Source organism: Pseudomonas fakonensis (assembly GCF_019139895.1).
GTDB classification, from domain to species: Bacteria; Pseudomonadota; Gammaproteobacteria; order Pseudomonadales; family Pseudomonadaceae; genus Aquipseudomonas; species Aquipseudomonas fakonensis.
Genome location: NZ_CP077076.1, coordinates 5,781,272 through 5,793,112, shown reverse-complemented (window position 1 = coordinate 5,793,112; position 11,841 = coordinate 5,781,272). Strand labels below are relative to the sequence as shown.

10 protein-coding genes are annotated in these 11,841 nt (G+C 65.5%); 4 read left to right on the top strand and 6 right to left on the bottom strand.

Features of this window, described 5'->3' with window-relative positions; translation table 11 throughout:
- Positions 1-36 precede the first annotated feature (36 nt).
- The 6 genes from KSS94_RS25530 to KSS94_RS25505 all read right to left on the bottom strand — a co-directional run bounded on the left by KSS94_RS25530 (position 37) and on the right by KSS94_RS25505 (position 7,248).
- Positions 37-1,029 (bottom strand): hydrolase, encoded by a 993-nt coding sequence (locus KSS94_RS25530; protein ID WP_217840793.1) that lies wholly within the window; start codon positions 1,027-1,029, stop codon positions 37-39.
- A gap of 60 nt (positions 1,030-1,089) precedes the next feature.
- Positions 1,090-2,448: a M16 family metallopeptidase gene (locus KSS94_RS25525; protein WP_217840792.1), complete on the bottom strand. Its 1,359-nt coding sequence runs from the start codon at positions 2,446-2,448 to the stop codon at positions 1,090-1,092.
- A complete protein-coding gene (locus KSS94_RS25520; protein WP_217840791.1) occupies positions 2,441-3,727 on the bottom strand; it encodes a M16 family metallopeptidase in 1,287 nt (428 codons plus the stop codon). Before KSS94_RS25520 ends, KSS94_RS25525 begins: the two co-directional genes overlap by 8 nt.
- An 86-nt stretch (positions 3,728-3,813) precedes the next feature.
- Positions 3,814-4,407 carry a 16S rRNA (guanine(966)-N(2))-methyltransferase RsmD gene (gene rsmD / locus KSS94_RS25515; protein WP_217840790.1) on the bottom strand — a complete coding sequence of 198 codons (594 nt, stop codon included), beginning with the start codon at positions 4,405-4,407 and terminating at the stop codon, positions 3,814-3,816.
- On the bottom strand, positions 4,407-5,900 hold the full coding sequence (locus KSS94_RS25510; protein WP_217840789.1) for a M16 family metallopeptidase: 1,494 nt from the start codon (positions 5,898-5,900) through the stop codon (positions 4,407-4,409). The genes rsmD and KSS94_RS25510 overlap by 1 nt, the downstream gene beginning before the upstream one ends.
- Positions 5,893-7,248 carry a M16 family metallopeptidase gene (locus tag KSS94_RS25505; RefSeq protein ID WP_217840788.1) on the bottom strand — a complete coding sequence of 452 codons (1,356 nt, stop codon included), beginning with the start codon at positions 7,246-7,248 and terminating at the stop codon, positions 5,893-5,895. The genes KSS94_RS25510 and KSS94_RS25505 overlap by 8 nt, the downstream gene beginning before the upstream one ends.
- 233 nt (positions 7,249-7,481) lie before the next feature.
- On the opposite strand from KSS94_RS25505, the gene ftsY reads away from it, so the two are divergent.
- The 4 genes from ftsY to rpoH all read left to right on the top strand — a co-directional run bounded on the left by ftsY (position 7,482) and on the right by rpoH (position 11,644).
- Positions 7,482-8,987, top strand: a complete 1,506-nt coding sequence (ftsY, locus tag KSS94_RS25500) for a signal recognition particle-docking protein FtsY (protein WP_217840787.1) — start codon at positions 7,482-7,484, stop codon at positions 8,985-8,987.
- Positions 8,984-9,655: a cell division ATP-binding protein FtsE gene (gene ftsE, locus KSS94_RS25495; protein WP_011531723.1), complete on the top strand. Its 672-nt coding sequence runs from the start codon at positions 8,984-8,986 to the stop codon at positions 9,653-9,655. The genes ftsY and ftsE overlap by 4 nt, the downstream gene beginning before the upstream one ends.
- On the top strand, positions 9,652-10,680 hold the full coding sequence (gene ftsX / locus KSS94_RS25490; protein ID WP_217840786.1) for a permease-like cell division protein FtsX: 1,029 nt from the start codon (positions 9,652-9,654) through the stop codon (positions 10,678-10,680). Before ftsE ends, ftsX begins: the two co-directional genes overlap by 4 nt.
- A gap of 109 nt (positions 10,681-10,789) precedes the next feature.
- Complete coding sequence (gene rpoH, locus KSS94_RS25485) at positions 10,790-11,644, top strand: RNA polymerase sigma factor RpoH (RefSeq protein WP_217840785.1); 855 nt, start codon at positions 10,790-10,792, stop codon at positions 11,642-11,644.
- Positions 11,645-11,841: the final 197 nt, after the last annotated feature.

The following is an 11,841-nucleotide window of genomic DNA, read 5'->3' as shown; positions in this document are numbered from 1 at the left end:
TCTCCCAAAGCAATCACCATAAAGACCCGAACCCCTTCACCCCCCACCCATCAAAAACCCAGGAATCCGCCGCTCCAGATAATACCCAGGCCTACGCAAACTCCCCTCGACAAACCCCACATGCCCACCCCGCTCATGCAGCTCAAGCCGCGTCTGCGCCGCCAGCTCATCAGCGCCGGGCAAGCTATGCCCAAACACAAACGGATCATCGCTGGCCTGGATGATCAGGGTCGGCGTGCGATTGTCCCCCAGGTAATAGCGGCTGGACGCCCGCCGATAATAATCATGGGCATCGCGAAACCCGTTGAGCGGCGCGGTCACCTTGCCATCGAAGTCCCAGAACGTGCGCAGGTTGCGCAGCGGCCCCAGGCGCTCGATCTCGGCCAGACGCTCATGGTGACCATGGGCAAGGAAATGCCGCTGCTTGCTCTGCACATAGGCCAGCATCTCGCGCATGAAATGCGCCTGGTAGACCCTGGAAAACCCTAGGCCGATGCGGTCGGCGCACTGGTCCAGGCGAAACGGTACCGAAACCGCTACCGCCGCTTCCAGCTGGCTCGCCGAGCCACTCTCGCCCAGGTACTTGAGGAGGATGTTGCCACCCAGCGAATAGCCAACCGCATACAGCGGCGCCAAAGGGCGCTTGGCCCGCAGGTGGCGGATGGTTTCGGCAAGGTCTTCGCTGGCACCGGAGTGGTAACTGCGTGCCAGCAGGTTCGGCTCGCCCGAGCAGCCGCGCCAGTTCACCGCGACACTGGCCCAACCCTGGGCCTGCAGCGCCTGTTGCAAGCCTTTGACGTAGGGTGAACTCGAAGAACCGGTCAGCCCGTGCAGTACCAGCACCAGCGGTGCGTCGGCCTGGTGCGGGCCATGCCAGTCGAGGTCGAGAAAGTCGCCGTCGGCCAGCCACAGCCGCTCGCGCTCGCGTGCAAGCTCCGGCAGCTTGCGCCACAGCGGGCCCCACAGGGTTTGCAGGTGCGGGTTGGAAAGGCCGGTGGCCGGGCGAAAGGTGGCGGTGAGGATGGGCATGCTGGGCAGCTCGTGGTGTGCCTGCCTAGAGTGCCATGAAACACCGCCACTGTACCTGCGCTATTGGTCGGACGTGGGCGTCAGGGGTATTTGCGCGACACTGGGCCCGACGCTGACCAGCACGCATTGGTTGAGGTCAAGGTTTGACTGGCTCAGCTCACGCACCTGCCGGGCGTTGATCGTCGCCAGCCGTGGCAGGTAGGTGTTGAGATAGTCGTCGGGTTGGCCCAGGTGGCCCAGCTCGGCGAGCAGCTCGGCCAATCGTGCGTTCTGCGCGATGTTGCGCACCAGCAGGCCCGCTATCTGCTGGCGGGCATAACGCAGTTCGGTGTCGCTTGGCCCCTGGTGAATGAAGGTTTCCAGTGTTTCACGCACCAGTGCAGAGGAGGCAGCGACCTGGTCCGAGGCCACCTCCCACTGCACCACGAACAGTCCGCCGCCCTGCAACGGCAGCAGCCGGGCACGTACGTCATAGGTCAGCCCGTGGCGCTGTCGCAGCGTTTGCATAATGCGGCTCTCGGGGCCCGAACCCAGCACTACGCAGGCCAGCACCAAGCCGAGGTATTCCGGGGCGTTGGCGGGGACGGTGATGGGAAGCGCCAAGGCTACGGTGTTGCTTGCGCCGCTCTGCTCGATATGGACCCTGCCAGCTCGTGGCACCGGCAAGGGTGGCAACTGCGCTGCCGTCCAGCGTTGCGGCAGGGCAAGGCTGAACTGCTCGGTGATGGCCTGAGCGTGTGCCTGCGACAGGTCGCCAACCAGCACTACCTCCAGGTTGCTGGCGGCATAAGCCATGCGGTGAAATACCCGCAAGTGCTCAGTGTCGGTGGCGGCGATGCCTTCTGTGCTGCTGCCTTGCGGATGACCGTAGGGGTGGCCATCAAACAGGTAGCGGTAAGCTTCACCGATCACCCGGTTTGGCGCCTGTGCGCTGCGGCTGGCCTGCGCGGCGAGCAGTTGGCCCTTGACTCGTTCCAGGGCCTGGACGGGGAAGTCCGGGCGTGCGACGAGGTCGCTGAACAGGGCCACGGCGGGCTCCAGGATCTGTGGCGCGCTCAGGCAGCGCAGGCTCAGTTGGGCGTAGTCCAGGCGCACGCGCTTGTCCACCACGGCGCCCAGACGCTCCAGGCGCTCGGCGTGTTCATGGCCGCTCAGGCCCGCGCTGCCCTCATCCAGGTTGTAGAGGGTCAGCGCGGCCACGCCACTGTGCCGGGTATCCTGAACACTGCCGGCCCTGAAGCGCAGGATCAGGTCGACCATGGGTAACCCGCGGGCCTCGACGAATCGCACCTGAGTGCCGGCGCTGGTTTGCCATGATTGGACCTCAAGGTCGATAGCCGTAGGCTCATCCAAGGTCAGGCCCTGGGCGCTGAGCAACCGGCTTGGCAGATTCAGGGGTGGGGGCGTGTGGTCATTCATGGGCGAGCTCCTGGCCGTGCATGTAGGTAAGTGTCGCGCGGGCTTCGGTCAGGAAGAGCGTCGCCGCCTCGCAGATCATTTCGCCGGTCACGGTCTGCATGGCTTGCTGTTCGGTGTCCATCAGGCGTGGGTCGAGACCGCTGACGGCACGCAGGCCAATGGCATGGGCTTGTTCGCCGATGTCGTCGCGGGCAAAGACTTGCCTGGCCAGCAGGCGGGCCTTGGCCCGTGCCAGTTCGTGTGCATCGGGCGCGGTCTGGCCAAGCCTGCGCAGTTCATCAAGGACCCGTTGTGCGACGGCCTCGGGGGTAGCGACATCGGCGTTGGTGAAGGCGTAGAGGTCGAGCAAGGTGTCACCCCGCTTGAGCGGGTCATACCGGCAGCTCAGCGCCTGGACCAGGCCGCTTTCGCTGATCAGTCGCTGCTTCAGGCGGGCGCTGCTGCCCTCGCCAAGCAGGCCGGGGAGCAGGCTCAGGGCCTGTGCAAGTTCAGGGGGGGCTGCAGTAGCTGCGCTGGGCACGTTGAAGCTCATCAGCACGCCTTCGCGCAGGCCCTGTTGGCGTATGAGCTGGCTGCGCCTGGACAGGCTGGCGCTGGCCCGCGGCTGAACGGTCACAGGTAATGGTTGCGCCGCAATGGCGGCGAAATGGCGACAGACCAGGGTTTGCAGATGCTCCAGGCGTACTGCGCCAACCACGGCAAGGGTCGCGTTGTTGGGGTGATACCAGGCTTTGTACCAAGCGTGGGCTGCGGCTGGCGTCAGGCGCTGCAGGTCGGCCAGATGGCCGATCACCGGGCTGGCGTAGGGGCTTTGGCCATGGGCAAGGCTGTTGTGGCGCTCCAGCGCCTGGGCCAGCGGGCTGTTATCGACCTGGCTGCGGCGCTCGGCCATGACCACGTTGAGTTCACGGTTGAACGGCGCCACGTCGAGGGTTGCGCTGGCCATGGCGTCGGCCATGGCTTCCAGGCCGATCTCCAGGCGGTTGGCGGGCAGGGTGAGCGGGTAGCTGGTGGCGTCGTCGACGGTGAAGGCGTTGGGCTCGGCGCCGATGCGGGTCATCAGGGTCGAGTATTCGCCAGGCGCGAGCTTGCTGCTGCCTTCGAACATCAGGTGTTCCAGCATGTGCGACAGGCCGGTTTGCCCGGTGTGCTCGTGGCTGGCGCCCACGTGGTACCACAACTGCGCACTGACCAGCGGGGCGCGGTGGTCTTGGCGAAGGTAGACCTGCAGCCCGTTGGACAGGGTGAAGTGCTGCAGTGGGAAGGGCTGGGGGTTCATGACTGAAACGCTCCGGTGTGGGGAGCGGAGCAGTTTCAGCCCTGAACGGTGGCGGGGTGCGGTAACTATCTACCGAGCAGTCGTGCTCAGCCTCGCTGCCACAGCGCGTAATGCACCTGGCCGGTCTTTTTTTCGCGGTGCAGGCGCCAGTTGCCCGGCATCACCAGCGTCGAGGGTGCCGCTTCGCTTTCGGTGTAGACCCAGGCTTGCTCGCGCAGCCACTGGCCCTGCTCCAACAGGTTGCAGGTGGTCGCCAGCAGGTCCTTGTGGAACGGCGGGTCGAGGAACACCACGTCGAACTGCTGCTTGGTCGGGCCTTGCAGGTAGCGCAGGGCGTCGGTCTGCAGGATCTGCCCACGCGGGCAGCGCAGCAGTTCGAGGTTGTGCTTGAGGTTAGCGATGGCGGCCGGGTTGCTGTCCAGCGCCACGGCATTCTCGGCGCCGCGGGACAGCGCCTCGAGCACCAGCGCGCCGCTGCCGGTGAAGGCGTCGAGCACCTGGGCGCCTTCGATGTAGGGCGCCAGCCAGTTGAACAGGGTTTCCCGTACGCGGTCCGGGGTGGGGCGCAGGCCTTCGCCTTCGGGCACCGCCAGGCGGCGGCTGCGCCACTCGCCGGCGATGATGCGCAACTGGCCGGCCCCTTTGCTGGGGGCCGGGTTGGGGGTGGAAGGTCTTGCCATCAGTGCTCCGGTACACCGAGCGGCTGCTCGGCGGGTTTGTCAGTGGGGGCAGGCAGCGGCTTCTGCTCGACCTTGGGGCCGGCGGTGACGATCACCAGCTTGTCTGCCGCCAGGTGCTTGTTCATGGCGGCCTTGACCTGCTCGACGGTCAGCGCCTGGGACTGCTGCATGAAGTCTTCCAGCCAGCTCAGGGGCAGGTTGTAGAAGCCGATGGCGCCCAGTTGCCCGACGATGCTGGCGTTGCTGGCATTGGACAGCGGGAAGCTGCCGGCCAGCTCGCGCTTGGCGTCGTCCAGTTCCTGCTGCGTGGGGCCGGTTTTCAGGTAGTCGGCGAGGATGCCCTGGACCAGTTTGAGGGTGCCTTCGCTGAGCTCGGCGCGGGTCTGCAGGTTGATCATGAACGGGCCGCGCACCTGCATCGGGCTGAACACCGAGTACACGCCATAGGTGAGGCCGCGCTTCTCGCGCACTTCGCTCATCAGCCGGGTGCCGAAGGCGCCACCGCCGAGGATCTGGTTGCCCAGTGACAGGGCGGCCCAGTCCGGGTCGTTACGGTCGATGCCCAGCTCGGCCAGCATCAGGTGGGTCTGCTTGCTGGGGAAGTCGATGTGGGTCACGCTCGGTTTTGGTTCGACCGGTTGCTCCGGCTTGGTCAGTGCCGGGCCCTTGGGCAGGCCGGCGGACACCTGGGCGGCGATGGCTTCGGCCTCGCTGCGGCTGAGGTCGCCGACCAGCGCGATTACCGTGTTGCCAGCGGTGTAGGCCTTGGCGTGGAAGGCACGCAGCTGTTCCAGGGTTATGCCGGGAACGCTTTGTGCGGTGCCGTCGCTGGGGTGGGCGTAGGGGTGGTTGCCGTACAGGTTGGCGAACAGCGCCTTGCCGGCGATCTTGCCGGGCTGCTGCTTTTCATACTCGAAGCCGGCCAGCAGCTGGTTCTTGATGCGCTTGAGGGCGTCCTCGGGGAAGCTCGGCTTGCCGACCACCTCGGTGAACAGCTTGAGCGCCGGCTCGCGCTTGTCGGCGGCACTGAGGCTGCGCAGCGAGGCCACGGCCATGTCGCGGTACGAGCCGTTGCCAAAGTCGGCGCCCAGGCCCTCGAAGCCCTCGGCGATGGCGGTGACGTCCTTGCCGGCCACACCCTCGTTGAGCATGGCGTTGGTCAGGGTGGCCAGGCCTGGCGTGGCACCGTCCTGGCTGCTGCCGGCGGCGAAGGTCAGGCGCAGGTCGAACATCGGCAGCTCGCGGGCTTCGACGAACAGTACCCGGGCGCCTTCGGCGGTGGTCCAGTTTTGAATGTTCAACTGGCGGCGGCTGGGGGCCTTGCCGTCCAGCTCGGCCAGCGACTGCAGCGAGTTGGCCGGGCGCGCGGCGCTTTGCGCCTGGCTGGTGCTTTCGGACTGGGCCGGGCGCGCCAGCAGCAGGGCGGCGCCTACCACTGCGGCGATGAGGGCCAGGCCGAACAGGGTGTAGCGCGGTGCGCTGCGATCACTCATGAGCGGACTCCTCGGGCAGTACGTGGGCAACGCTCAGGCGTTCGCGGGTGAAGTAGGTGCGGGCAGCGCTCTGGATGTCTTGCGGGGTGACGCGCTTGAGGTCGTCCAGTTCGCTGTCGATGAGTTTCCACGACAGGCCGACGGTCTCCAGCTGGCCGATGGTGGTGGCCTGGCTGCTGATGGAGTCGCGGTCGTAGACCAGGCCGGCGATCACCTGGGCGCGTACGCGCTCGAGCTCTTCGCTGGTCGGCGGGGTGTTCTTGAGCTCGTCCAGCAGTTGCCACACGCCTTTTTCGACGTCGGCAAGGGTCTTTTGCTTCTGCACGTTGGGGGTGGCGGAAATCAGGAACAGGCTGTCGCCGCGGGTGAAGGCGTTGTAGCTGGACGAGGCACCGGCCACCAGCTCCTGGCCGCGCTCCAGGCGTGCCGGCATGCGCGCGCTGTAGCCGCCGTCGAGCAGTGCCGAGATCAGGCGCAGGGCGTTGACCGTGCGCGGGTCCTTGGCGGTGGCCATGGCCGGCACGTTGAAGCCGTAGATCAGGCTCGGCAGTTGGGTGCGCACGTGCAGGGTCAGCTGGCGCTGACCGGGCTCGGCCAGCTCCAGCGGCAGCTTGCTTGGTGGCACGGCGCGCTTGGGGATGGGGCCGAAGTACTTCTGTGCGAGGGTTTTCACCTCGTCAGGGGTGACGTCACCTACCACCACCAGCGTTGCATTGTTCGGTGCGTACCAGGATTCGTACCAATGGCGCAGCTCCTCGACCTTCATGCGTTCGAGGTCGGCCATCCAGCCGATGGTCGGGGTATGGTAGCCGCTGGCCGGGTAGGCCATGGCGCGGAACAGCTCGAAGGCCTTGGCGCCGGGCTGGTCGTCGGTGCGCAGGCGGCGCTCCTCCTTGATGACCTCGATTTCACGGCTGAATTCGTCGGCCGGCAGGCGCAGGCTGGCCAGGCGGTCGGCTTCCAGCTCGAAGGCCACCGGCAGGCGGTCGCGGGCCAGCACCTGGTAGTAGGCGGTGTAGTCGTCGCTGGTGAAGGCGTTCTCTTCGGCGCCGAGGTCGCGCAGGATGCGCGAGGCTTCGCCCGGGCCTACCTTGGCGCTGCCCTTGAACATCATGTGCTCGAGGGCATGGGAGAGGCCGGTCTGGCCTGGTGTTTCGTAGCTGGAACCGACCTTGTACCAGATCTGCGAGACCACCACAGGGGCGCGGTGGTCCTCGCGCACGACCACTTTCAGGCCGTTGTCGAGGATGAATTCGTGGGTGGGTTGCACATCGGCGGCCAGGGCCGCAAGCGGCAGGCACAGCGTGCCGAGCAACAGGCCAGCGGCGCGGCGGGCTAGAGCATTCATACAGTGTTTAACCTGTTCGGCGGCCCGCTTGGGTTTAGCGTCGGCGGGCCAGGAGGTGCTAGGATACTGATCCGGTTGCCTGGCGACCATGCCTGCCGCCGTTCTGGCCCGCAGGCCCTTACGACAAAACGTTGCGCATGAACCAGCCGGATACAAAGTAGTCTGTTCTGCGTGAGTGAGAATTCCCGATGCGCCGCTGCTGGCCCATCGCTACCCTGAGATAGCCGTCTTCCATGTTTGGTTCCAACGACGACAAAAAAGCGCCGGCCGCGGCTGGCGAGAAGAAAGGCCTGTTCAGCTGGTTCCGCAAGAAGCCGGAACAAACAATCGCCGAACAGCCACAAACCCCCGAAGCACAGGCCCCGGAGCCGGTTGCGCCGCAGATTGCCGTCGAGCCGTCCGCTCCGGTCGAGCCAGTTGCGCCGGTGGTCCAGGCGCCTGGGCCTGAGTTTGAGCCGCCTGCGCCTGAACCTGTGGTATCCGGGCCGCTGCAGGCCGCACCGGTGGAGCCGGTCGCCTCGGAGTCGCTGCTGGCACCCGTGGTCGAGTCTGCACCCATTGCAGAGCCCGCAGTTGTCTCGCCGGTTGAGGTTGCGCCAGTCGAAGCCCCGCCAGCGCCGGTCAGCAACCTGGTGCTGCCGGTGGCCGAAGAGCCGGTTGCCTTGGTGCCGGACCTGGAGCCCAAGGCGCCGCCTGCCATCCCGGAGCGCCCGGCTGTCGAAGCTGTGGCCGAGCCAGAGCCTGTCGTTGCAGTCGAGGCCGAAGTGGCACCTGTCGCCGCTGTGTCGGTGCCTGCCGAAGCCGCCAAGACCGGCTTCTTCGCCCGCCTCAAGCAGGGCCTTTCGAAAACCAGCGCCAGCATTGGCGAGGGCATGGCCAGCCTGTTCCTGGGCAAAAAGGCTATCGATGACGACCTGCTGGATGAAATCGAGACCCGCCTGCTGACTGCCGACGTGGGTGTCGAGGCCACCTCCGCCATCGTCCAGAACCTCACGCAGAAGGTCGCCCGCAAGCAGCTGGCCGACGCCGATGCGCTGTACAAGTCGCTGCAGGACGAGCTGGCCGCGCTGCTGCGCCCGGTCGAGCAGCCGCTGAAGATCGAGTCGCAGACCAAGCCCTACGTCATTCTGGTGGTCGGCGTGAACGGCGCCGGCAAGACCACCACCATCGGCAAGCTGGCCAAGAAGCTGCAGCTCGAAGGCAAGAAGGTCATGCTGGCGGCCGGCGACACCTTCCGCGCCGCAGCGGTAGAGCAGTTGCAGGTGTGGGGCGAGCGCAACCAGATCCCGGTAATCGCCCAGCACACCGGTGCCGACTCGGCCTCGGTGATCTTCGACGCCGTGCAGGCCGCCAAGGCCCGTAACGTCGATGTGCTGATCGCCGACACCGCCGGGCGCCTGCACACCAAGGACAACCTGATGGAAGAGCTGAAAAAGGTCCGTCGGGTGATCGGCAAGCTCGACGTCGAGGCGCCCCACGAGGTGCTGTTGGTGCTCGATGCCGGCACCGGGCAGAACGCCATCAGCCAGGCCAAGTACTTCAACCAGAGCGTCGAGCTGACCGGCCTGGCCCTGACCAAGCTCGACGGCACCGCCAAGGGCGGGGTGATCTTCGCCCTGGCCAAGCAGTTCAACATCCCGATCCGCTTCATTGGTGTGGGCGAGGGTATCGACGACCTGCGCACCTTCGAGGCCGATTCCTTCGTCAAGGCACTGTTCGCCGAGCGAGAGCCTGCATGATCCGATTCGAACAGGTCGCCAAGCGCTACCCCAACGGCCACGTCGGCCTGCACGAGCTGAGCTTTCGAGCGCGCCGTGGCGAGTTCCTGTTCGTCACCGGCCACTCCGGCGCCGGTAAGAGCACCTTGCTGCGCCTGCTGCTGGCCATGGAGCGCCCGACCAGCGGCAAGCTGCTGCTGGCCGGGCAGGACCTGGGGCAGATCAGCAACGCGCAGATCCCGTTCCTGCGCCGGCAGATCGGCGTGGTGTTCCAGAACCACCAGCTGCTGTTCGACCGCACGGTGTTCAACAACATCGCCCTGCCGCTGCAGATTCTCGGGCTGTCCAAAGCCGAAATCGCCAAGCGCGTGGATTCGGCGCTGGAGCGTGTGTCGCTGAGCGACAAGGGCGAGCTGTTCCCGGCCGATTTGTCTACCGGCCAGCAGCAGCGGGTCGGCATTGCCCGCGCCATCGTCCACCAGCCGGCCCTGCTGCTGGCCGACGAACCCACCGGTAACCTCGACCCGCGCCTGGCGGCTGAAATCATGGGTGTGTTCGAGGATATCAACCGCCTGGGCACCACGGTATTGATCGCCAGCCACGACCTGGCGCTGATCGCGCGCATGCGCCACCGCATGCTGACGCTGCAACGCGGCCGCTTGATCGGCGATGGGGAGGCCGGGCAATGAGCACCACACGTACACCAAAGGTTTCCGAGCGCGTTGCGCCCAAGGCCGCCGACCCGCAGCCTGCGAAGAAAAAGCGCGGCGACCCTGACGACGACGGCCCGGATTTTCGCACCCTGCTGCATGCCTGGCTGGAGAGCCACCGCGCCAGCCTGGCCGACAGTTTGCGGCGCCTGGGCAAGCAGCCGATCGGCAGCTTTTTCACCTGCCTGGTGATGGCTGTGGCGCTGAGCATGCCCATGGGCCTGTCGCTGCTGCTGAAAAACGTCGAAAAGCTCGGTGGCTCGTGGCAGCGCGCGGCGCAGATTTCGCTGTACCTCAAGCTTGATGCCAGCAGCCGCGATGGTGAGGCCCTGCGCGACGAGATCAAGGGCATGGCCGGTGTGGCCGAGGCCCAGTACGTCAGCCGCGAACAGGCGCTGGAAGAATTCCAGCAGCAGTCCGGGCTGGGCGAGGCACTGCGCGAACTGCCGGACAACCCGTTGCCGGGCGTGGTGGTGGTGACTCCGACCGAGGTCGACAAGCCGGCCCTGGAAGCCCTGCGTCAGCGCCTGGCGGAGCTGCCACGGGTCGAGGCGGCGCAGTTGGACCTAGTGTGGGTGGAGCGCCTGGCGGCCATCCTCAAGCTGGGTGACCGATTCGTCTTCGGTTTGGCGGTGATGCTGATTTCTGCCTTGCTGTTGGTAATTGGTAACACCATTCGTCTACATATCGAGAACCGCCGGATCGAGATCGAGGTGATCAAGCTGGTGGGCGGCACCGACAGCTACGTGCGCCGGCCGTTCCTCTACATGGGGGCGTTGTACGGCCTGGGCGCCGGCGTACTGGCCTGGGGCATCCTGGCGTTCGGCCTGAACTGGCTCAACGACGCGGTGGTGGGGCTTTCCGGCCTGTACGGCAGTGATTTCTCGCTGGGTGGGGTGCCGGGCTCTGACGGAGTTTCCCTCTTGATCGGCGCGGTATTGTTAGGGTATATCGGTGCATGGATCGCAGTGGCACGCCACCTCAACGAGCTTGCCCCGCGATAATGTTTGTTCGCCAGCATTGACTTTTTTCATCCAGGAACTTGTTTCGCGGTTCCGGGTCTATGCTGGCAGTGCCCACAAGGCACGAGTCCAGTGAGTCGGAGGTACTTGAATGACCACTTCGTTGCAACCTGCCTATGCCCTGGTTCCCGGTGCAAACCTGGAAGCCTACGTGCACACGGTCAACAGCATACCCCTGCTGACGATCGAGCAGGAGCGTGATCTGGGCGAGCGTCTCTATTACGAGCAGGATGTCGAAGCCGCTCGGCAAATGGTGATGGCCCATCTGCGTTTTGTCGTACATATCGCCCGTAGCTACGCAGGCTACGGGCTGGCCCAGGCCGACCTGATCCAGGAAGGCAACGTCGGCCTGATGAAAGCGGTCAAGCGTTTCAACCCGGAAATGGGCGTGCGCCTGGTATCGTTCGCGGTGCACTGGATCAAGGCCGAGATCCACGAGTTCATCCTGCGCAACTGGCGCATCGTCAAGGTGGCTACCACCAAGGCCCAGCGCAAGCTGTTCTTCAACCTGCGCAGCCAGAAGAAGCGCCTGGCCTGGCTGAACAATGACGAAGTGCATCGTGTGGCCGAAAGCCTGGGCGTGGAGCCCCGCGAAGTGCGCGAGATGGAAAGCCGCCTGAGTGGCCATGACATGGCCTTCGACCCGGCCGCCGAGGCTGACGACGACAGCGCCTTCCAGTCGCCTGCGCACTATTTGGAAGACCACCGCTACGACCCGGCCCTGCAACTGGAGGATGCCGACTGGAGCGACAACTCCACCAGCAACCTGCACGAAGCGCTGCAGGGGTTGGATGATCGTAGCCGCGACATCCTCTACCAGCGCTGGCTGGCCGAAGAAAAGGCCACCCTGCACGAGCTGGCCGAGAAGTACAGCGTATCTGCCGAGCGTATTCGCCAGCTCGAGAAGAACGCGATGAACAAGGTCAAGGCACTGATCGCCATCTGATCGGCCCTGGTCTCACGAAAAAGCCGCTGTTCTCGCAAGAGACAGCGGCTTTTTTATTGGTCCCTTTAGAGGCAACAGCCCTGATACTGCCTGAACCGGCCTCATCGCCAGCAAGCCGGCTCCTACAGGGATTGCATAAGCCTCAGGCCAGTGCCGTACCTGTAGGAGCCGGCTTGCCGGCGATGAGGTCGGCTCAG